16 protein-coding genes are annotated in these 23,908 nt (G+C 47.3%); 13 read left to right on the forward strand and 3 right to left on the reverse strand.

Going from position 1 to position 23,908, the window contains the following annotated elements; translation table 11 throughout:
* Positions 1-127: 127 nt before the first annotated feature.
* Positions 128-784 carry an ATP-binding cassette domain-containing protein gene (locus ICL07_RS02565; protein ID WP_188086379.1) on the reverse strand — a complete coding sequence of 219 codons (657 nt, stop codon included), beginning with the start codon at positions 782-784 and terminating at the stop codon, positions 128-130.
* 567 nt (positions 785-1,351) lie between these two features.
* Between ICL07_RS02565 and ICL07_RS02570 the strand changes: the two genes are divergently transcribed.
* From ICL07_RS02570 to ICL07_RS02595, 6 genes are all read left to right on the forward strand, one after another.
* Positions 1,352-1,933 carry an RNA polymerase sigma factor gene (locus ICL07_RS02570; protein ID WP_188086380.1) on the forward strand — a complete coding sequence of 194 codons (582 nt, stop codon included), beginning with the start codon at positions 1,352-1,354 and terminating at the stop codon, positions 1,931-1,933.
* Positions 1,934-2,025: 92 nt separating this feature from the next.
* A complete protein-coding gene (locus ICL07_RS02575) occupies positions 2,026-2,964 on the forward strand; it encodes a FecR family protein (protein WP_188086381.1) in 939 nt (312 codons plus the stop codon).
* A 163-nt stretch (positions 2,965-3,127) separates the two neighbouring features.
* Positions 3,128-6,433: a TonB-dependent receptor gene (locus ICL07_RS02580; protein WP_188086382.1), complete on the forward strand. Its 3,306-nt coding sequence runs from the start codon at positions 3,128-3,130 to the stop codon at positions 6,431-6,433.
* A gap of 18 nt (positions 6,434-6,451) precedes the next feature.
* Entirely contained in the window at positions 6,452-7,996 is a 1,545-nt protein-coding gene (locus ICL07_RS02585) for a RagB/SusD family nutrient uptake outer membrane protein (protein WP_188086383.1), read from the forward strand.
* Positions 7,997-8,013: 17 nt separating this feature from the next.
* Entirely contained in the window at positions 8,014-8,865 is an 852-nt protein-coding gene (locus ICL07_RS02590) for a glycerophosphodiester phosphodiesterase family protein (protein ID WP_188086384.1), read from the forward strand.
* Positions 8,866-8,977: 112 nt separating this feature from the next.
* Positions 8,978-11,263 carry a hypothetical protein gene (locus ICL07_RS02595; RefSeq protein WP_188086385.1) on the forward strand — a complete coding sequence of 762 codons (2,286 nt, stop codon included), beginning with the start codon at positions 8,978-8,980 and terminating at the stop codon, positions 11,261-11,263.
* On the opposite strand, the gene ICL07_RS02600 is transcribed toward ICL07_RS02595, so the two are convergent.
* Positions 11,260-12,282 (reverse strand): LLM class flavin-dependent oxidoreductase, encoded by a 1,023-nt coding sequence (locus ICL07_RS02600; protein ID WP_188086386.1) that lies wholly within the window; start codon positions 12,280-12,282, stop codon positions 11,260-11,262. The two genes, ICL07_RS02595 and ICL07_RS02600, sit on opposite strands and share 4 nt — an antisense overlap.
* A 63-nt stretch (positions 12,283-12,345) precedes the next feature.
* The gene (locus ICL07_RS02605) at positions 12,346-13,362 is read right to left on the reverse strand and encodes a DUF3667 domain-containing protein (RefSeq protein ID WP_188086387.1); all 1,017 of its coding nucleotides are present in this window, start codon (positions 13,360-13,362) and stop codon (positions 12,346-12,348) included.
* A 221-nt stretch (positions 13,363-13,583) separates the two neighbouring features.
* Between ICL07_RS02605 and ICL07_RS02610 the strand changes: the two genes are divergently transcribed.
* The 7 genes from ICL07_RS02610 to ICL07_RS02640 all read left to right on the forward strand — a co-directional run bounded on the left by ICL07_RS02610 (position 13,584) and on the right by ICL07_RS02640 (position 23,887).
* A complete protein-coding gene (locus ICL07_RS02610; protein ID WP_223151730.1) occupies positions 13,584-14,129 on the forward strand; it encodes a BON domain-containing protein in 546 nt (181 codons plus the stop codon).
* Positions 14,130-14,156: 27 nt separating this feature from the next.
* Positions 14,157-14,576: an SH3 domain-containing protein gene (locus tag ICL07_RS02615; RefSeq protein WP_188086388.1), complete on the forward strand. Its 420-nt coding sequence runs from the start codon at positions 14,157-14,159 to the stop codon at positions 14,574-14,576.
* Positions 14,577-14,939: 363 nt separating this feature from the next.
* Entirely contained in the window at positions 14,940-15,533 is a 594-nt protein-coding gene (locus ICL07_RS02620) for an RNA polymerase sigma-70 factor (protein ID WP_223151731.1), read from the forward strand.
* Between the two features lie 72 nt (positions 15,534-15,605).
* Complete coding sequence (locus tag ICL07_RS02625; RefSeq protein ID WP_188086389.1) at positions 15,606-16,772, forward strand: FecR domain-containing protein; 1,167 nt, start codon at positions 15,606-15,608, stop codon at positions 16,770-16,772.
* 200 nt (positions 16,773-16,972) lie between these two features.
* Positions 16,973-20,389 carry a TonB-dependent receptor gene (locus ICL07_RS02630; protein WP_188086390.1) on the forward strand — a complete coding sequence of 1,139 codons (3,417 nt, stop codon included), beginning with the start codon at positions 16,973-16,975 and terminating at the stop codon, positions 20,387-20,389.
* Positions 20,390-20,404: 15 nt separating this feature from the next.
* A complete protein-coding gene (locus ICL07_RS02635; RefSeq protein WP_188086391.1) occupies positions 20,405-22,093 on the forward strand; it encodes a RagB/SusD family nutrient uptake outer membrane protein in 1,689 nt (562 codons plus the stop codon).
* Positions 22,094-22,129: 36 nt separating this feature from the next.
* Complete coding sequence (locus ICL07_RS02640; protein WP_188086392.1) at positions 22,130-23,887, forward strand: DUF5018 domain-containing protein; 1,758 nt, start codon at positions 22,130-22,132, stop codon at positions 23,885-23,887.
* The last annotated feature ends 21 nt before the right edge of the window (positions 23,888-23,908 follow it).

Here is a 23,908-nt window from a genome sequence, read left to right on the forward strand (position 1 = left end):
ATTGGTTGACATATTTTTAGGTTAGATAGATGGTGGGATTAAAACAATATTAAGTATAGTGCACAACATTTCCTCATATTTTTTTCACAAAAATATATGCTAAATTAACCTGGAATAAAACTTCTTACTATCGATACATCCCAAAAGTATCCACTAATATCGCTGCATCAGTCTGGGTAACAATACCCGCCCGCAGATAATAAAAACTGTCACTCAACGCCAACACCTGCTGCAGCTGATGATCGGCTATCAAAAAACCTTTACGCTGCTTTTCAGCGGTAATAACTTCCATTAACCGCTCAACATGAACCGGCATCAGGTGCGTAAAAGGTTCATCCAGTATCGTAAACAATGTGGGCGCCTTAATCACCAGGAAAGCCTCCAGCAACCGCTGCTCACCACCCGACAAATCCCCGAATCGCTGTTTCTCCCGATATCTGAACTCCGGAAAAAAGGCCAACAAATCATCCATCGGCACGGAAAAGAGATTAAATACCGCGGCTATGCGAAGATAACCGGGAATAAAGGAAACCTGCGGCAGAAAACTGATCAGGCCTTCGATTTTATAAGCCTGCTTAGATAAACGTACCTTATTTGAAAAAACAGCGCCCGTTTCCGGAACTAAGGTGCCATACATAATCCTGAATAAGCTGGTTTTACCTTCCCCATTCCGTCCCGCTAATGCGGTTACCTTTCCTGTTTCCATCTTCAGGTATACATCCGACAGGATCTTTCTTCCGTTGATCTCATATCGTACGCTCTCCAGCTCCAGTGTATTCATCATGATTGTGCCAGTTTAGCCGTAATGAAAACCAGGATGCTGAAAAGGACCATGTCGAAAACAAATATCCCAATACCTAATAAAAACGGGCTAAGATGAAGATTATAAAAGAAATAGTGTTCATTTCGCTTGTACTCTCTCAACAAATAAAAGATCACAGCATTACTGAGCAACTTAAACCAAATGAGCGGGGTCAATATAGTCCCTATCCCTATCTTCCATAACAAATAACAACTGATGCCAGTAAGGAGCATCATGGGCAACAGCAATCGCCGGTAAAAAACCAGGATCAGCTTAAGTCTTTTTATTGCGGAGGTTTTAAAGGTCTTACTTCCGGACATAGGGAATAATGGAATGGACAAGATGTAGAACCAAATATAATTACTTTCCTTATAAAAGAGGGACCTGCATCCACCGTTTTCTTTTTGGGTTAGAATGACTATATTTATTTACATATTCCATGTTCTATCCGCAGGGCGACTGCTTACAATTATTTAATATACAATGTCTGCCCGTCGTCTTAATTTTGAGCGGTATGTCAGACAGCCAGTCTGCCTTAAAAAGGCCTGTATGCACCAATCTACTTATACCGACCAGCTCGATAACTTTACTGACGAAGTACTGTTGGAACAGTTCCGGCAGGGCAATACCGCTGCGTTTGAAGTACTCTATAAAAGATTCTGGGGAGTGCTTTATCTCCAGGCATACCGTATATTAATACACGAAGAAGATGCACAGGATATCGTGCAGGAAGTATTCACCGCACTCTGGACTAAAGCCGCTGACATCGAGCTTTCCGGCGCATTAGCCGCTTACCTGTATGTAGCCACGCGAAACAGGGTACTGAATATGCTGGCTTCCAAACGGACCTACCGTCACCACCTGTCCTCCCTGAAACAATCCCTCTCCGCTGCCGATAATAATTCCCTGCAATACATTACTGAAAAAGAAATCGCCGCCCGTATGGAGCGGGAAATCCGCGCACTGCCTGCCAAAATGAGGGAAGTATTTGAGCTAAGCCGGAAATCGGCACTTACCCATAAAGAAATAGCCCAGCAGCTGCAACTGTCGCAGGAAACCGTTAAGAAGCAGATCAGTAACGCTATCCGTACCCTCCGGCATAAAATGGCCCATTTCTCCTTTTTCTGTTAATGTCAAAATAATTTCGCCGGCCTCTACCCCCCTTTTTAATTCCAACTGTCTTATAGAAAAGGTACATGCCTTTTAATATGCCCATGCATGACATGAAAAAGCTACTGAAAAAATATGTAGCCGGAAAATGTACACCGGAAGAACAGCTATTGATAGAACAGTGGTATCAGCAGGAAAGCGATAACAGTAAAGCGGATACCACCGGTCTCCCTTTTGATCAGCTGGAAAAAACGATATGGCGACAGGTACAGCAACAAACATCCCCGTCTGCCAAACGAGTCACCATGCACCGGTATACCCTGCTGAAAATAGCGGCATCCCTGTTGCTGATAGCAGGCATAGGCACGCTGATGTGGCTGCGCCGGCCGGTCAGGGAAAACTGGCAGGAAGTATTTGCTTCCTCTACGCAGCAGCTGGTACTCGATGATGGCACACGGGTATGGCTAAACGCAGGCGGTAAACTGCGGTACCCCGCTCATTTCACAGGCGCCGAGAGAAAGATAGAATTGTTGTCAGGCGAAATATGCCTGGATGTAAAACAGGACCCGGCACACCCGTTCATCGTAAAATCAGGTCATGTGAACACACGGGTACTGGGCACGGTGTTTAATGTGCGGAATTATCCGCAACTGGCTTTGCTCCAGGTAACCGTTCAACAGGGTAAGGTAGCCGTTCAGGGCGACCAACCTGCCGGAGAGGAAGTCGTAGTGCTCCCTGATGAACAGGTAACCATCAATACCGGTTCTCCCGCATTCAGCAAAACCAGGGTAGATGGAACAACGGTAAACAGCTGGACAACCGGCAAATTGCTCTTTAACAATGAAAGACTGGACATAATCGCTTTACTGCTCCAAAACAGGTACAATAAACAAATTTCCTTTGCCGACAGCAGCCTGGGAGCCTATAGGATTACCGCCGGTATTGAGACAGCGGATTCTTTATCCTCCATACTGGATATGCTGTGCCTGGCCAACAAACTAACCTATTCCATCCATGGTCAGCATATTATGCTTCGTAAACAAACACACTAAAATATATGCCTATGCCTGTCACATAAGGTCAGCAAAAAGCCGGTAAGGATGTCCCTACCGGCCGTTCAAAAGAAAAGATCAATGCGTAACGCCAATCACTTATTGATCTTTCTCCCTGGATTCTATTAACGATTAAATCAATTATTAAAACCCGTATAAAGGTATGAAAATTTATACCAGAATTGTTGTGTCCCTACTGCAACAACGCAGGAAAGCAGGCCACAGACTATTTATCCTTATACTCATCTGTTCGCAGCTGTTGCCGGGTGCCGTTTCCCAGGGCCAATCACACACTGGCGGGGAAACCATCGATTACGCTTTTTCCGGACAATCACTAAAAGAAGCGTTTGCTGTTATCCAACAGCAAACGCATTATCTGTTTGTGTATAATGAACAGTTGATTGCACCCTACCAAACAACCTCCCTGCACGCCAGGCAAAAAACAGTCGCCTGGACCCTCCAGGAATTGCTACGTAATACCAGCCTGACCTATAAAATACAAAACAACAAAATTATCATCCTGGAAAAAACACCCACAGCACCAGCTCCGGCTACCCCTTCCATCGCCCCGGCACAAAAAATAAAGGGGAAAGTCACCGATGAAAAAGGGATGCCTTTACCCGGTGTAACCGTTGCCGTTAAAAACGCTAACCGGGGTGATATCACCAACAGTGAAGGCGCCTTCTCCGTAGATGCCGCTGCCGGCGATATCCTGCTCTTTTCTATGTCGGGCTATATGCGTAAGGAAGTAACCATTGTTACCCATCAGCTGCCCACTATCATACTACAGGAAAATGTAAAAGGCCTGGAGGAAGTAGTAGTGGTAGGATACGGTACCCAAAAGAAACGGGATATCACCGGCGCCATTTCTTCTGTAAAAGGAAGCGAAATAGCGGAGCAGCCCACTACCAATGCCGCACAAGCGCTGAAGGGCAAAGTAGCCGGCCTGGATGTATTCAGCAGCGGCAATGAACCCGGCGCCGGCGCTAATATCCTCCTGCGCGGACAACGGTCCATCAAAAATGATAACAGTCCTTTGATCGTATTGGACGGCATCCCCATGGTAGGCGGTTTCAATGAAATCAACCCTAATGATATTGCCTCCGTGGAAGTGTTGAAAGATGCCTCTTCCACCGCTATCTATGGCTCCCGCGCAGCGAATGGCGTATTAATTATCACCACCAAAAGAGGGAAAGCAGGCAAAACAAACGTTGCCTACGATGCTTACTACGGCGTGACAGCCATCACCAAAAAACTGGACCTGATGAACGGTACGCAGTTCGCCCAACTACGCCGGGAAGCAGCCAGAACTGCCGATGCTAATAACAACTACCCCAATGATGCCACCCTTTTCGATGATATTGCCCTGCGGTCACTCGCCATGGGCAGGTCTACCGACTGGCAGGACCTTATCTATCACCATGGCGCTAAACAAAATCACCAATTGTCATTGACCGGTGGTAAGGAAAAAACACAGTTTGCGGTTTCCTTTAATTATTTCAAAGAAAAAGGCATCGTAGATAAAACAGACTTTACACGGGGCGCCCTACGCATCAATCTCGACCACCAGGTGAACAACCGTATACGCATGGGCGTATCCACACTGGCCAGCATGTCTACCCAGAATGTAACGGATAATACGGTATTTGATAACGCCTTACGTTTAAACCCACTCGGTATTCCCTACGACAGCACCGGCAAACTGCTTTTCCGTCCCAATAACGATGAAGGCCAACGCGTAAACCCGCTCTCCGTCATTCAAAACACGATCAACCAGCGTTATAAAACACGGGTATTCGCCAGTATGTATGGTGAATGGGATATCTACAAAGACCTTACTTACCGGCTGAACATAGGACCGGAAATGGAAGCATCGAAAGAGGGCTATTTTAAAGGCAGCGAAACGGACGATAACCAGGGCGGCAATGCCAGCGCCGGCTCCAGTAATACAGATATGTTTTCTATAACGGTAGAGAATATATTAAAATACACCAGACAGCTGTCAAAGTCGCAACGCCTGGGCGTCACCCTGCTGCAAAGCTCCCAGCAGCAAACCATCAACAGCTCCGCTATCAAGGCCAATAAACTGCCCTACGAGTCCCAAAGCTATCACAACCTGGAGACAGCAGGCGAAGTAACCGGTATCACCAGCGATTATCGTAAGTCATTGTTGCTGTCTTATATGGCCCGCGTCAACTACGACTATAAAAACCGCTACCTCTTTACCATTACCGGCAGAGCAGATGGGTCCTCCGTTTTTGCCCCCGGTCATAAATGGGGGTACTTCCCTTCCGCTGCCGTTGCCTGGCGTGTAGATGCAGAGCCATTTATGCGGTCCCTGCGCAGCATCAACAACTTAAAACTGCGGCTTAGCTATGGAAGCACCGGCTTTAACGGCATTCTGCCCTATGGTACTTTCAGCACGCTTAAAAAAAGCAGCTATGCTTTCGGAGAAACAGGTATGAACGGCTTCCAACCCGCTACCATCGCTAATCCTAATCTCAAATGGGAATCCACTACTTCGCTGAATACCGGAATCGATATCGGTTTATTCAATGATCGTATTACTGCCACCGTTGAACATTATATTTCCAATACAAAAAATATCCTGCTGAGAAGAAGTATCCCTGGCAGTACCGGCTATACGGAAATACTGCAAAACATTGGGGCTACCCGCAACAGAGGCTGGGAAGTCACGCTGTCAACTGTCAACATCCATAACGACAACGGTTTTCAATGGACCACCGACCTGAACTTCTCTACCAACAAAAATGAAATTGTACAATTATATGGAGATGGAAAAGATGATGTCGGCAACCAGTGGTTTATTGGTCGGCCCATCAAAGTGTTCTATGACTACCAGAAAACAGGCATCTGGCAAACCAGTGAAGCGGAACTGGCGAAACAATACGGCGCCAAACCCGGTCAGATAAAGCTGCTGGATAAAAACAACGATAAACAATACAGTGATCAGGACCGCATGATCCTCGGCTCCGAGTTCCCCGGCTGGATCGGTGGTATGACCAACCGTTTCTCCTACAAAGGTCTTGAGTTAAACATCATCATCAATACCCGCCAACATTACCTGATCAATTCCAGGTGGTTCGAAAACAACAACCGTCTGGCTGGCAGGTACAATAATATCAACGTCAATTACTGGACGCCGGAAAATCCCACCAACGATAATCCCCGTCCCGATAAAAACCAGGAAAGCGTGTACATGGGCTCCACGCTGGCTTACAAAGATGCCAGCTTCATCAGGGTAAAAAACCTGGCGCTTGCTTATTCGTTACCGCCTTTATGGTTACAACGCGCCTCTATTAAAAGCATAAAAATCACCTTAAGCGCCGAAAATCCATTTACCATCACCGGATACAAAGGACAAGACCCGGAATTCGAATCAGACGGCGCCCGTGCCATGTATCCTACCGTGAAAATGTATGCCATCGGCCTTAATGCCGCTTTCTAACGATTTAAAAAACAGGTTATGTTATTCAATAAACCGCTGCATATACTTACTGTAATAACCTTGGGCTGCTCCGTGTTCACTTCCTGCAGCCTGGAGGAAAAGGATCTGTACAAACCCGTACCGGAGGCCATATACAGCAATCCCGCCGGCATCGCCAACGGCGTTACCGGCGTATATAACAAACTGAGAGGACTATACGGCTCCCAGAAAGGATTTACCGTCACTACCATGGGTACTGATCTTTTTCAGCACGGAAAAGACGGAGGATATAAATTCATGGACGACTATTCCGCCGCCCTCAATCCCGCTGATGATTACCTCAACGCTATCTGGAACGACTGTTATGCCGGTATCAACGCCGCTAATACCGTTCTCGACAGGATCGACAAGGTACCTATGGACGACAAACTCAAAAATCAGTATAAAGCAGAAACCCGCTTCCTGCGGGCGCATTATTACTACTGGCTGACACTGCAGTTTGGCGACGTAGTGTATTCCGCCCATGAAACCAAAGGCGTGGTAACCGATGCCGGCAGAACGCCGAAAGAAGAGATATGGAAAAGCATGCTGGAAGATACCCAATTTGCTGCCGATCAGCTGAACTGGACCTCTCCGGACTATGGACGGATCACCAAAGGCGCCGCCCTTCACCAGCTGGCAAAAATCAAACTGCTGCTGAAAGACAATGAGGGCGCCGCCGCTGCCGCTATCAAAGTGATTAAGGAAGGGCCCTATCAGCTGGTAAAAACTTATGGGGGTGTATTTGACTACAACAATCAGCGAAACACAGAAATCGTATTTGCCGTACAATACATCAACAACGCCCTGTTCAACGACGACGGTAACCAGGGACACGCCTTCTTTACCCCGGCCTATGACCAGTTCGCCGGTCTGAAACGCGACCTGGAACAAGGCGGACGCCCTTATACCCGGTTCAGGCCTACCGCGTTTTTCAGGGAACTGTTTGATCAAAATGACGCCCGCTTCGACGTCACTTTCCGTTATACCTGGACCTACAACAATAGTGCTACCCTGCCGCCCGGAAAAAAGATAGGCGACACCGTAGTGTGGCAGATCTCACCGGGTGTTACCTCGCTGACCGCACCCAATAACGACAATATGCACTGGGGCATCAAAAAACACGATGATCCCACCCGCGCCAGTGTACAAGCCCTCAATGGTTTCCGCGACTTTTTTGTATTCCGTCTTTCAGAAACCTACCTGCTGGCTGCCGAAGCACTCGTACTGGCAGGAAAACCCGATGAGGCGCTACCCTACTTCAACGCCGTTAGAGCAAGAGCGGCCAAACCAGGAAAACAGTTGCCGGACATCACCACCGCTCAACTGAATATAGACCAGCTGCTCGATGAGCGTGCAAGGGAACTGGGGGGTGAAAGCATGCGCTGGATGGACCTTGTCCGCACCGGCAAACTAATAGAAAGAGTGAGAAAATACAATCCTAATGCGGTGAACATAAAGGACTATCATATATTACGCCCTATTCCACAGGCGCAGATAGACCTCTCCACCGTTAAATTCCCACAGAACAACGGATATTTTTAACTTAAAAATACGCATGAATGAAACGCTGTTTTTTTATTGTACTGATGTTGTGCGCTACCTGGGGATCTCTCCACGCACAAACAATTGATCGTATTCTGGAAGACTTCCACCAGCATCCCAACCGCATCCTGGTAGCCGCTCACCGCGCTGCACACACCCGCTACCCGGAAAACTCCCTGGCTGCGCTCAAAGAAGCGATCCGCCAGGGTATCGACATCGCGGAAATTGATGTACGGCTGACCAAAGACAGCGTACTGGTACTCATGCACGATAAAACCATCACCCGTACTACCGGCCGCAAAGGGAAAGTGAACAGCTATACCTACGCAGAACTGCAACAATTCCCCCTGCTGCATAACGGGCAACCCACCACCGAAAAAATACCCACTTTCAAAGATGCCTTGCTGCTGGCCAAAGGGAAGATCATGATAGACATTGACTTCAAGGCAGAAGAGCCCGGAGCCGCCCGGCAGGCGTGCGGGGAGATACAAGCTACCGGCACGGCCAAACAGGTGCTGTTCTTCCTTTATGATCCTCAACAGATACCGGCTCTGCAAAGCATCGATAAACAAATACCCATTATGCCCCGAGCGCATGACGCTGCAGAAACGGCTACCATACTGGCTATGGGTAAGTTCCCCGTTATTCATGTAGATGAGTCCTTTACAGAAAAGGTCATGAACGATATCCGCTCGGCAGGATCACGGGTATGGATCAACGCTTTGGGCGATTTTGACGACATGGAAAGAAAAACCGAAAATACAGGGTTTGACTTGTTACTGTCAAAGTATAAGGTAGCCAATGTTATCCAGACGGATCTACCGGAGCAACTGCTGCGGTATTTAAAGGGAAAGGGATTACATCAGTAGATGATTAACCACGACTTCATCCGGCAATGCCAGATGAAGTCGTGGTTATTTCAAAGAAATACCTATCTATCAACGGTTATACTTTTCATTAAACCAGAAAAAAAATAATATCTTGCAGCCCCAAAACCCTACCATCAAAACAATGGAAAGACCCGTTACCGTACCTGAAGGCGCCATCTATAATGAAGCAGATAAAGAATGGTTGTTTGGCGAAACCAATGAAAACAACCAACGTATCGGCCGTTGGGATATATGGCATATAGAAGGCTACCACTGGGTTACCATTGACTACCGGGATGGAACCCCTCCCTACCCCACCCAACGTTTTCACCCCGATGGTACGGTGGCGCAAAATGGGGAATGGTATGGCGGGGATAAATATATTGGCCCTCTCCGCCTGATAAAATGTGATCATCCTACTCCTGAATATTTTCCTCCCAACAATGGCGATAATGTGTGGATAGCGGAATTTGACTATGTAGATGAATTTATATACAATGCCCAGCGCTACTTCGACAGAGAAGGTAATGCAGTGAGTTCTGATGGAGCCCCATTGCCTGCAAGACCCGACAATGTGCCTGCACGCGCACATTTCATGAGAGCGCCTTATGCCGCCACCAACTGGGTAATGGGTAGCGTCGATACCCGTATCGCTAATTATGTCGGTGAATATTTCGAATGGGATCTGGCCGGTAATCCGGTCGCACAAAGACTTTACAGCACTTCCGGCCGGGTACTGGAAGACTATCGGTATGAATCCGGCACGTTAAGCAGTTCCTATCTGTATGATAAAGAAGATCCGGCAAAATCCGAGAGCTTTTTCTATTACAGCGGTATGGCTTCACCGGTAGTAAAAATCCACAAACTCCATCGCAACAAGGAAAAAGATGTGACCAACACGTACTTTAATAAAACAGGACAGGAACTATACTCCATACGCCGGGAAGAGCGCTCTCCCATTCATAAGCGAAGATATTTTAACGGCAAACTGATTTGCGAAGGACATCTCTCCCCCGATAAAGGCAGCCTCCCGGAAAGGGCCGTCTATTATGCTTCCGGCGGCAGCATACTCATTGATCTCACCAATAATGGTGATAGCACTGGCACCTGGCGCCTATACGATGACTCCACAGGACAAACAATACAACAATTTACGGTGTCGGAAGAACTGGATGATCATTTCCAGCTGACAAGATGGGATGTTTTTATTCCATCCTGGGGTGGTTATGATGTAAATACCGCCCGCACTGATTGGGAAAGTGCAGTAATCCTGTTCAACCGCCACTACAATGAGCTGAATGCAAAACTTAAACTGCATACACTGGAAGTACCCGTACACCTGCAAAAAGAACTGGATACTATTGATTGGCAAACCATCGACACCTACCATAGTGATGGCGGCGCCGGGCTACCCACCGGTATCAATGGCATGCTTTCGGAAGATGAAGCCGTAGCCAATATAGCAGGCAACCTACTCTGGGCGGAGATTGAACAACAAGGCGCTGTGTATACATCCACATACAAAGTAGCTGAAATTCTGGCACGCATGATCCCCCACTATCAACACCTACCTGCAGTACAACTGCGATTGGGGAAATTTCTATATATCATCCTCGGCTTAAATTATATCCATGAGCAAGCGGATTTATATACGGAGATGATCGGGGTAATAGCGCCATTGGAGCCAATGCTGCTGCAGTGGGCAGCGAGTGATGATGCCGACATTGCATCTATGGCGAAATACATACTGGTTTACACTGGTAAAAACGCTACCGAACAATTCCTGCTCAACGAATGGAAAAACACGGGGTACAACAGTACCACGAGGGGGTACGCTATTTTTTTACTGACGGATTTCTATGTCATCAGAAACCAAAGCGACAAACTTCTCACCACATACGCCACGGCCCTTCCCACTGAAGCAGATCCATTCGTTCGTTTTGTGATGGCCGCTCAGTTGGTACTACTCACCAGGACAACAGCCCAGGAGACCTGGCTGACAGAATTATTGCATGCATTGGCCCGTCATGAATCACTCGATGAAGACTTCGGTAACATGGCCCCCTTCATCGGTGACTTCAATAACGTACATGAATATATTTTAGTAGTGCTGAGTAACGCCAGACCTGACATGCTGGAAAAGGAAATAGAATCCATCATCGATACACTGCCTGCGATGTCCCCGTTGAATCAGGTCAGTTACCTGCAAATCATATTCGCGGTGTTGTTCGATAATGAAACGGCGTTAGATGAGCTAACCCCCATCAGAAAGAGCACCTTACTGGCAGCTGCAGCGGTGGTTACAAAGAATCCGGGCTTTGTCAATCTGATGGAGGTATTCAAGACATATGATTTGCCATATGACGCCTATACACTAAGACAATTGGCAGAAGGCTAACGCCAACCTAACCCTGGTGCAACATATTTTAGAATAGAAGACAGCAAATGCACATTGTACGCAACGCCCAATGTATTAGGTATGGTTAGCAGTACCGTGTCTGCTTCCTGGATAGCTTCGTCTTCCGCCAATTCCCTGATGAGTTGATCTGGTTCCGCAGCATAACTCCTTCCGAAAATGGCTCGTTTACCTGGTTCGATCATGCCGAGCTGATCACGGCTTTTTCCGTCCCGGCCGAAGATCTGACGGTCCTCATCGGTGACCAATGCGAAAATAGACCGGCTCACGGATACCCTGGCTTCGCGCTGGTGACCTGCTTTCTTCCAGGCCTCCTTATACAACCGGATCTGTTCGGCCTGTTGTACGTGGAAAGGTTTACCACTTTCATCAAACTTCAGGGTAGAGCTCTGGAGGTGCATACCGTTTTCAGCTGCCCAAACGGCGGTTGCATTGGAGGCGGCTCCCCACCAGATACGCTCCCGTAATCCAGCGGAGTATGGTTCCAAACGCAGCAGTCCGGGGGGATTGGGAAACATAGGATTCGGATTGGGTGTTGCAAAGCCCACTCCATTCAGCTTATCCAGGAATTCCAGCGTTTTACGGCGGCCCATATCCTGTTCACTTTCTCCTTCTTTAGGCTCATAACCGAAATAACGCCACCCATCGATGACCTGTTCCGGTGAACCTCTGCTGACACCTAATTGTAACCGCCCCTCTGAAATTAAATCAGCAGCGCCGGCATCTTCCACCATATACAGTGGATTTTCATAACGCATGTCAATCACGCCGGTACCAATTTCTATCTTGCTGGTTTTGGCGCCAATGGCCGACAGCAAAGGAAATGGGGAACCTAATTGAGCCGCAAAGTGATGCACCCTGAAATAAGCGCCGTCCAGCCCTATTTCTTCAGCAGCAACAGCCAGATCAATAGACTGCAGCAGCGTGTCCCCGGCTGTACGGGTGGCATAACCCGGATGGTTGGCCCAATGTCCGAATGATAAAAACCCTATTTTCTTCATCTTGTTTACAGCAATTTGCGTTTTAACGATATGGTAAAGCGGCGGGCTTTTAGCCCCCGTTCCCTAAAAGTACGCAGAATATGTGGCTAATAACAAGTTTACGATCATCAATACTGCCCACAGAAGAGTTAAATAGCCGGCATATAGCGTTACTCCTTTTATACCAGATATCAGGATAGACTGCCCATAATTCTTACGCAGCGCAATAATCAGATAACCTGCAACAATACAGGAGAATATTTTATAGAATAACAAAGGATGATGGAAGTATCGCATCAGGGGTAGCATCACCGACAACAGTATGAATGCAAAGACATGGATGTGTAATGTAAAAATGGCATGATCAGCATAAAGCCATTGTTTATTCCTGAAATAAAGCAGCTTCAGAAAGTAAGCAAATAAAGGCAGACACAAGAGCATTATTTTAGGGAAATTATGGTAGTACTTTTCCTCATAATACCGCACCCTTTCTTCATTGGAACGATAGTGTTTCAAGGAACCCGCTTCAGCCCGGACAACTAATCTCGTCAGGAGAGAAAATTTCAGTGAATCGGGAAGTTGGCGATATACATCATCGAATTCTTCCGTTGATGTTGATGCTGCTATCTTTTCCAGCAGGTGAAGATTTCTGATAGCCGCCGGGTCGTTTCTTTTGACCCCGGCATCGAGCTTTTTTTCCTGTATCACCAGTTCATCGAAGTAACCCAGTCGAACAGCTTCCTTGCTATCTTCGGCATTATGTGGTTCTGCATGTCTGTCCGGATGAGATAACCCGGCTAAATAGATAAAGAAAAATATGAACGACGTGAAAACATATAGTTTGATAGGATTTACATATCGTACCCGCCTGCCTTCACGGTATTCGCGGGAAAGAAAGCCTGGTCTGGTAAAGAGATATTTTAAAGTCAGCAAAAACTGGGAATCATAATGAAAAATATCGGCGACAAAGTGTTTTACAAGGTGACCGAAAGTTTCATGAGGAACGACATTTTCTTGTCCGCAATAGCCGCAGAATCTGTTAGGTACATCATTTCCGCAGTTCAGACAATCTTTTTTCCGGCGTAAGGGTTGTGTTTTCAAGGTGACAGAGGTTAAGGGGGCTAAAGATAATAGTTTTTTTTCCGGAAAGAAAAATTATCAACGCCGGCCAAGGTCATTCAACCGGCCCCGGAACCGATGTAACAACTATAGTGATTTGAATCCCGGTCCATCCCCGCATTAATACTCTGCATGCATCATCCGGCTATTCATAACATTTTTAATGTTAAATCATAAGTAATTGACTGCAGTTATATTGCAATATGAAAAAAGATACTTATCTTTTAACGAAATTTATCAACTTTAAAACTGTAGAAACTATGAAACTAAGGTATCTGACGACTTCCATCATGGCAATGGGGTTATTTTTCATGATTGCTTGTAAGAGCAAACCGAAAGATTCGGAAATCATGAAAACTGCCACTACCGCAGTTCAAACTATTCCGGGAGTAACTGCCGATGTAAAAGAAGGGGTAGTAACATTATCTGGCACCGTAAGTACCGAGGCAGAAAAAACAGCTGCTGAAACAGCAGTTAAGGCTGTAAAAGATGTTAAGAGCGTGGTTAATAACATCACGGTTACGCCTCCTGCTCCGCCTGCGGCCCCTGTAGCAGTAACAGCAGACGATTCACTCAAAACAGCCGTAGCTGCTGTAGTGAAAGATTTCCCCGGCGTAACAGTAGACGTAAAAGATGGCGTATTAACGGTTACCGGCGAAGCGAAAGCAGATCGTTGGAAAACCTTAAAGATGGCATTAGATGCATTACACCCTAAAAAGGTAGATGCAAAAGGTCTGAAAGTAAAATAAGTCATTCCACTTTAAACTAGAACATTTATGGCATTACAGGATAAATACAAAGAACTGCTGGATACAGCAAATGCATCTGGCGTTCCAGATCTGCAGGTGGCGGAACTGGATGGAGTATTGCATATTAATGGCACTGCTCCCAGCGGCGATGTTAAAGATAAACTCTGGAACATCTACGGGCAGATAGATCCGAATTTCCTTTCCGGAGACGTTGTAATGGATATTCAGGTTGCTACCGCAGTTGCCGGGGCAAAAGTGAAAGTAGTCACTGAATCAACCAATCTCAATATTCGTAAAGGGCCGGGAACAGATCAGCCAATTGTTGGAAAAGCCGCACATGGTGAAATTGTTACACTCATCAGTAAAATGAATGAGCAATGGTGGCTGATTCGTACAGATGGTGGTGCTGAGGGGTATTCTTATGCACAATATTTACAACCTGAATGATGAAAAATTAAAATCTGATGTCGAAATCATTTTCTCGGCAATGAGCTGAATGATGGCATCAATCAACAAAAACAGCGGGCGCACTACCGACACAAGTAGTGCGCTCGCTGTTTTTTTTATTTCGGGCAATAATTAAACTTTCTAAAGAATATAAATGTCTGAACAATAAAGCAGCCATTCTCACTGCCATTAAAAGAATGTGCAATATATCAATAGCTCGTAGTTTTTTAAGCGCCATATAGCTACTACTTTTCGGAAATAATTCCTATCTTGTTGAAATAGTCCCGTATCTGTTACAAGTCATGTGCGTACGTTAAGGTCACCAATATCTAATTAACGATGATGAAAAATTCCATGTTCTAAATGATGGCTTCTGCAAGATATCCTGATAGTGAACTATTGCTTCAGATAGCAGGCGCAGACCAACAGGCGTTCAACGAATTGTTTGAGCGATACAGGGATCGACTGTTTGCGTATCTGTTTAGTGTTACGAAAGACAGGGAAGCATCGGAAGAACTGGTGCTGGATACTTTTCTTAAGATCTGGCAGAACAGAGCAACATTGCCGGAGCTGGATCATTTTGAGGCCTTCCTTTTTCATATTGCGCGTAACAAGTCGCTGGATTTTTTCAGGCAGTTGCAGCGGAACCGCGAGCGGCAAACAGCGCTCTGGAATATCATGTATGAGCGGCAAACAGGGCTATCCGCGGATCAGGCATTGCTGAAAGAGGAAGTGTTGAAAGCGATACGGATGCTGGTAGCAGAAATGCCGCCGCAGCGCAGGATGGTGTTCCGCCTGAGCCGCGAGCAGGGACTAACCTATGAACAGATTGCACAGCGCATGAACATTTCTCCTCATACTGTCAGAAATCATCTGGCCGTATCCCTCCGGCAGATACGTGCCGGGCTAAATTCAAAATATCACCTCATAGCACTCATTTTCCTGCTTGGAAAATAATTTTTCATACCCACTAGTATACCCTTCTTTTTTTGACGTCTTCTGTCAGGTACCACCATTTAAAATAGCTATATGGAAGATTCCGAAAAACGGATGCAATACCTTTTTCATCGCTACCTGGATGACCAGCTTAGCATGGAAGAGTTTGAAGAATTCTGTGAACTGGCAGGAAATGGCCCGGAAGAGCTCCGGGAAGCACTCGCCAATTTATGGGAAGGAACGGCAAATGCCAGTCCATTGCTCACTGCGGCAGAATGGAATGCTGTTATGCCTTCCCTGATAGCAAACGAAGCACCAGGCAGGAAAAGAAGCAGCCGGCTTTTCAGCTGGCGGGCAGCCGCTGCCGCCGTAGTAATAACTGGTCTTGGCCTGCTTTATCTCTCTGTCAGAAAAGATGCAACTAACGAACAACTGACCAGCAGACAACAGATTCCGGAAGATATAAAACCAGGCGGTAATAAAGCCATCCTCACCCTTGCCGACGGTACTACTATTAACCTGGACAGCGCCGGAACCGGCAATATTGCACGCCAGGGCAACACACAGATACTAAAATCAGACAGCAACAGCCTTAGCTACCAGGCAACGCAGGGTAATACTGCTACCGCCTATAATACACTTACCACTCCCCCCGGTGGGCAGTATACCCTCACCCTGTCGGATGGAAGCAGGGTATGGCTGAACGCTGGTTCCTCCATCCGCTTCCCTGCCACCTTTAATGGGCAGGAAAGGGAAGTGGAACTTACAGGAGAAGCCTATTTCGAAGTAGCTAAGGACGCTGCGCACATTTTTCGCGTATCCGTTAATGGTACACAGGTAGAAGTGCTGGGTACCAGTTTCAATATTATGGCATATAACAACGAAGCAGCAATAAAAACCACCTTACTGGAAGGCTCCATACGCGTGGAATATAACGGAACGCCATTACAGCTTAAACCCGGGCAGCAGGCACAGGTAAATAAACAGAAGGGGATAAAACTGATAGAAAACACCGATATACAGGAAGCCATTGCCTGGAAAAACCATCTCTTCTGGTTCAACAATGCAGATATACCATCCGTTATGCGGGAAATAGCCCGCTGGTATAATATCGACATCATTATCACGGGAGATATCTCCTGGCATTTTACGGGTTCTATTCCACGCGAAGCCACTATTTCAGAAGTATTCGGCATCCTGCAGGAAGCAGGTAAAATCCACATCGTTACCCGCGACAGAAAAATAATTGTTTCACCTTAAACTTAATAACATGCAGATCTGATTCCACGTATAAGGCATAAATAAGGGGCGCGGGTACCGCCCCTTATAATATAGCCGGACAACACAGCACCTGAAAAATGATGACCTGATTATCTAACCAAAACAAATGTATGTATTTGCACACGCTTTTCAAAAGCAGGGGCTTGCTATGCCTGTATATTTCCAAAATCAAACGCGTTATGAAACTGAAAAGCATCCTGTTACTGGGCCTGTGTTTGCAGGTAAGCGCCACAGCTGTAGCACAGGGAATAACAATCATCGGGAAAAACATTACGCTGGACAAGGTATTCAACAGCATCCGGCAACAAACCGGATACAATTTTGCATACTCCAATGAACTCCTGAAACTGGCCCATCCGGTAACACTTCATATCAAAGATGGCAGCCTGCAACAGGTACTGGACAGCAGTTTTACCAGTCAGCCACTAACTTATCAGATCAATAACAACGTTATCATTGTAAAACAGATGAGTGCCCAAACCGGCAACCAGGCCACTCCTCCACAGCTTACCCGGTTCGGTAAAATAAAAGATGCCGTAAAAGGACAGGCGCTACCCGGCGTTACCATACAGGTAAAGGGAAGTAAACATGGCACTGTAACAGATGCGGAAGGTAACTTCCAGCTAACGGCACCCGACGGCGCTACATTGGTAATATCTTATCTCGGCTATGAAAAAACAGAGATCCCCGTACAGGGGCGCACCACCCTCGATATTGCATTACGGCCGCTCAACAGCGGCCTGAATGAAGTAGTAGTAGTCGGATACGGCACCCAGAAAAAGCTGGCGCTTACCGGCTCTGTAGCCTCCATCAGTACAAAAGATCTGACCACTGCACCGGCTATGAACATCTCTAATGTGCTGGCAGGGAAACTTCCCGGGTTGATAGCGGTGCAACAGTCCGGCAGGCCAGGCTATGATAATGCCACATTGCGGATACGCGGCCTGAGCACTTACGGTGATAACTCACCCGCCGTAATTGTAGACGGTGTACAGCGTACCTTCGAGCAACTGGACCCTAACGAGATCGCCAGTATTTCTATACTGAAAGATGCCGCTGCAGCAGCCACCTATGGCGTACAGGGCGCCAACGGCGTAATATTGGTCACTACCAGAAAAGGCAGTGCCAGAAAAGCGACCGTATCCTATAACGGAGAGCTCAGCATCAACTCCTTCACACGCTTTCCAAAATTCCTGAACGGGCCTGATTATATGGAATGGTACCACAAAGCAGAAGAAGTGGATAATGATTACCTCAAAGCCATAGGTGCCAACCAGGTGCCTTATACCTATAAAGAAGAGGATATTGCAGCGCTCCGTAACGGTACCAATACCAATCCTTTCTATGCCAACACCGACTGGATAGGGCAATTCCTGGACAGAAAAAGCGCCAGCCAGCATCATAACCTCTCGGTAAGCGGTGGTACAGAAAAGGTAAAATACTTTTCTTCACTGGGATATCTTAAACAGGATGGGGTGATCAGGAATACATCGTTTGAGCGTTTTAATTTCCGCACCAACCTGGATTATACTTTCAGCAAACTGTTCGATGCCAATATCAACCTCGGTATACGTAAGGAGAACAGGCGTAATCCGGGGTTGCCGGCAGATAACGCCGGCTGGATGAATCCTTTCTTTCAGGCCATCCGCGCCCTGCCTAATATGCCTGCGTACACCGACAAGGGAGTACCTGTAGCGAGTCTTTCAGAAGCCGGTATTGTAAATCCCATCGCATCTGTCGACGGGCCTTCTTATCAACGTGCGGAAACCTTCAGCATGCAGGGTAACCTGCAATTAAACCTTCACGTACCTTTTGTACCCGGGCTGGATGTAACTACGCTACTGGCGTACGACCGTTCTAATCAGCAGTCCTGGAACTGGCAACAGGCATACGACCTCATGGTAAGGATGATGGGCGGCAGCTGGTACTGGCTACCTGCCAGATCACCAGGTTTGTTGAATAGTGGCTTGTTTCAATCGTACGACCAGGGCACACGCAGTACCTTTCAGCCTGCCATCCGCTATAGCCGGGATTTTGACGCACACAATATAAGCGGCCTGCTGTTATATGAATACGCTCAGTATGATGGAAACGGCTTCTGGGCAGGCGCAAAGAACTTTCCACTACCCGATATCAAGGAACTGACTTTCGGCGGAAAAGGCAGCGCTGATTTTATTTATCCCAGTGGTAGCAGCAACACTACCAAAAGGGCAGGATATGTAGGGCGACTGAATTACGGCTACCGGAACAAATACTTTGCGGAAGTGGTAAGTCGTTATGACGGCTCCATGAATTTTCCGGCCGGTAAACGCTGGGGCTTTTTCCCTGCGGCTTCCGCCGGGTGGGTAGTAAGTGAAGAACCTTTCTTCCAACGGCTGACACCATTGATAAGCTTGCTCAAAATAAAGGCTTCGGCCGGTAAACTGGGAAATGACCGCACCGGTGCATTCCAATACCTGCAGACGTTTTCGCTGAGCAACGCACCCACCGGCGTTTTTGGGAATCAGGCGGTATCTACACTTTATACAGGAGCACCGGCAAATCCCAATATCACCTGGGAAAAGGCCACTACCTATAACGTGGGGTTTGAAACCGCTATAAAAGGTGAACTGCTGGGTATTCAGGCAGAATACTTCTACAAGATCACTACCGATATCCTGATGGGGCAAAGCGGACTTTTTCCTCCTTCTATGGGTGGCAACTATCTTTCCACTGTTAACGCCGGAAGAGTACAGAACCGCGGGGTAGATCTGCAAATAACACACGCCAATAAGATCGGCAAAAAATTCCACTATAACGTGCAGGGAAATTTCACCTGGGCAAGGAACAAGATATTGCGGATTGATGATCCCGCTGGTATTCCCTCCTGGCAGCACCGTGTAGGACATCAGATAGATGCCAAGATAGGATATGTTGCAGAAGGGCTTTTCAAAGACTGGGACGAAGTAAAGAAATGGCCTTCTTCGCCGGTTGGCGCCACTGTACCAGGTTTTATTAAATACAAAGACCTGAACGGCGATGGCAAAATCACACCGGAAGATATGACCTTCACAGGCAAAGCCAATTTACCCGAGATCATATATGGCATCAATATCGGCGCCAGTTACGGGCCACTGGACCTTTCACTCGTATTCCAGGGCGCCGGACGCTGCGACGTTGCGTTGGCGGGTACCTATGAAGGTTCTGCCGGCAATAGCTACGTACAGGATAACACCCCCTTCTCCCGTACGTTCTACGGGAATGGGAACTCTCCCTACTACCTCGTGGAAAACGCCTGGCGGCCGGATCACACGGATGCACGTTATCCCCGCCTCACTGCAGATAAAGCAGGATACCCTCAACACAACGGCCTGGCCAGCTCCTTCTGGATAGTGGATGGATCTTATCTGCGCCTGAAATCGGCGCAACTGGGTATATCTCTCGGACCCAAGGCCCTGGCCCGGTTGAAGATACAACAGTGCCGGCTATACGTTGCAGGATTCAACCTGTTTACCATGGATCATCTGAAATACCTCGACCCTGAAATGCCCAATGTGAATAACGGCTTTTATCCACAACAACGGATGACGACACTCGGTACCAACATCACTTTTTAATTCATGCTTCAAACTATGCGAAGGAAAATATTTTTTGCCATCGCGGGCTTCGTGCTATTGACACTATACACCGGCTGCAAGCTGGATGTAGTGCCACAAGACCGCTATACGGATGCGTTGATATGGAAGAATCCGGAAAACATTGATCGTTACATTGAAGATCAATACCAGGTATTCAAAACTTTTGCCTTTGGCAGATTTCCCATCGGCTATAACAATGCTACGGATGCACTTACAGACATCATGAAATTCACTTCCGACCTCCCGGGTAACGGCACTGTAAATCGCCTGGCATTTGAACCCGGCAGTGTAAACCCTTCCAGTCCGGGCCTCGACTATTGGTCTGCCGGGTATACACAGATCAGGCGTATTAACGAGTTCCTCTCGGGGCTGCAACAGTACGCCACAGTGGACGACACCAAACGCCGGACCTTCGAAGCAGAAGCCCGTTTTATCAGGGGGTATGTTTATTTCTGGCTGGTAAAATTGCATGGAAGCGTAATACTGTTAGATAAACCCGCCACCAGCAAGGAGAATAGCCGCTCTTCAGAAGACGAGTGCTGGAACTTTATTGCCACCGATTTTGCTTTTGCTGCGGAACATTTACCAGTGAAACGCGACGATGGCCAACAGGGAAGAGTAACAAATGCGGCGGCTTATGGCATGCTGGCCAAAACCTGGTTATATGCAGCATCCATAGCCGAATATGATAAAAAACAATTCAACAAGGATGCACTCACCGGTGTGCCCGCAGCAAAAAAGGATAGCTACTACCGGAATGCCGTGCAGGCCGCTGCTGCGGTAATAAAGCTGGCAGAAGGTGGCGCCTGCGGACTGGAAGACGACTATGCCCAACTGTTTTCCAGTCGCAACAGCAAAGAATCATTGCTAACAATCAACTATCTGCGCCCTTCGGTAGTACACGACTTCGACAGGGATTTTTGCCCGCCTGCCGACGTGCCGGGAGCTGCGGTAGCCGGTGTACCCACCGCCGAATTAGCAGATGAATTTGAAATGGCAGACGGCCACCCGTTTTCATGGAGTGATCCTGCAATGGCAGCCAACCCGTATGCCGGCCGGGAACCACGGTTTGCAGCCACCATTCTTTATAACGGTGCGCAATGGAAGGGCAGAACACTCAATACCACCACTGCCGATACACGCGAAGGGTTTGTAGAATATAAAAGTGTTCCGGAACCCAAACGAACAGTTACCGGCTATTATCTGCGTAAAATGCTGGACGCAGCCAACACCAACATCTTTGACAATAAAAGTGATCAGCCCTGGATGGTGATGCGTTATGCAGAAGTACTACTCATACATGCCGAAGCAACCACGAAAACCGGCGACCTGGGAAGTGCCCGCAACTCCCTGAACCAATTACGCAACCGGGTAAAATTACCTCCTGTTACTGCTACCAATGAAGCACAGCTGATGAATGCTATTGAACACGAACGTAAAGTAGAACTGGCTTTCGAAGGAGAACGCTACTGGGATCTGCGCCGCTGGAGAAAAGCACATATTGTACTAAATAATGTACGCTTTCATGGGCATAAAATCTCACCGGATGGCAACGGACTGCGATATGAAACGGTAGACTGTGACAAGCAAAACCGGTTCTTTCCCACCACATTCTATTACATGCCTATCCCTTTGCAGGAAATTGTCAATAATACATCGATAGAACAGATACAAGGCTGGTAGCTATTTCATCAATCAAAAATATTAAAAATCGTCGTTATGAAAATTGCTTCTCTATTGCTAATACAATTATGCACCATTCTTACATTTAACGCGTGCGAAAAGCCGGATGCTATACCATCCGGCGCTGCCAATCAGCTTTCAGATATCTGGATTTCCATTCCGAACAAGGGGGCTGCAGAAACAAAGTACAATGGCATCTTCAACGAAACAGGCGATACCATCTTTTTTAAACTCCCTGCAGAATTTCCGGCAGGATCCGGCACCAAACCGGATCTGACACAGCTGATGATAAGGGCCAACATTCCGGTGAATGCCCGCGTAAACCCATCGCTTTCCGGCCCACAGGATCTCAGCAAGCCACTTCAACTGAGTGTGACTGCTGGCAACGGCACTACACGTAATGTAGTACTGGCAGTGGCGCAAACACAAACAACTACACCAGCTGCAGATCTCCGCTGCAACGCACTTCATGGCCGCGCTGCCAAAATAGACCCTTCTTATTCCTACTACAAGAACCGGTCGGCCGAAAGCATTGCTGATGAATTGTCGCTGGCTGGCTACAAAGCCGTGCATTATATGGTGGTGAATGAATTGGATGTACGAGCCGATCTGGTAGATGCACTGCATCAAAAGGGCATAGCAGTTTGGCTGATGGTATTTGCAAACGGCACCTATTCGGCATGGGGATTTCCGGCAGGCTGGGAAAACTGGAAGATGGGCGTACTGAATCCGGGTACCGTGGCAGCTGGATTTACTTACTTCTCTCCTTTTAGCAGCTCCTACGTCAGCTGGAAAAAACAGACCCTGGCGTCAATCGTTTCTACCATTCCCTTTGATGGCGTCGAATTGTTTGAAGCCTTCTTTCCGGAATTTGCATGGAATGGCATTGCCAACAGTCACTATGGCGATATAGGCCCGAATGCACAGGCAGCCTTCCAGCAAAAATACAATCTGCCTATACCCAACTTCACCAATTCCTCCGATCCTAACTATTATCAAACCAACAGCACCCTGTACAACAAATGGATGCAGTTCAGGGTTGACGGACTAAAAGATATGCACAACGAGATATTCAACGGCGCCAATGGAATCCGTTCTGTGCGTCCGGATATCCTGGTGGGCGCCTGGGCACTCGGCATCAACTGGGGCGGCGCAGTGCCTTTGCTGCGGGAGCTGCAAGGGCAGGATGTAGCCTCCATTATTCAGGCCATCAATCCGGATATTTATTTCCTGGAAACACATTGGCCCGATTGGACAAAAGCAAATCTTCAGCCGGACTATATACAAACCTATCAGCCGGTTGTAGATGCCATACGTGCTGCCGCGCCTCTGATACCTGTTGGGATACAAACAGACTATGGTTCGCAACGGCAGATGATTCGCTCCAAAGCCTGGATGGATCAGTTCGACATTGCAGCAGTGCAAAAGGGATACTCCTCCTATATGGGCTACGAATACCATATCGGAGGTAATATGTACCAGGTAAAACCCGGTCCGTTGAAAGCTGTGCGTCAAAGCAACACTTCCATAATAATCTCGTTCAACAAAAGGATAGATTCCACTACGGCGACTAACGCTTCCAATTATGTGTTCCGTCAGAATGGGGCCAGCCTGTCGATTCAACCGACTGCTATTTCGGTAGATGGCAACCGCGTTATACTGCAGGCAGGTAATTTCCCAACCGGTTCATTCCAGGTGGCAGTAAGTAATATACAGGATACGCCACCATTGTGGTTATTCACTGATTTTCCGGCCAACGTAGTGGTTCCTCAAAGTGAGGTAACGGTACCCTAAAACTAAAAGAGCAGCTGTCGC

Source organism: Chitinophaga qingshengii (assembly GCF_014529935.1).
GTDB lineage: Bacteria > Bacteroidota > Bacteroidia > Chitinophagales > Chitinophagaceae > Chitinophaga > Chitinophaga qingshengii.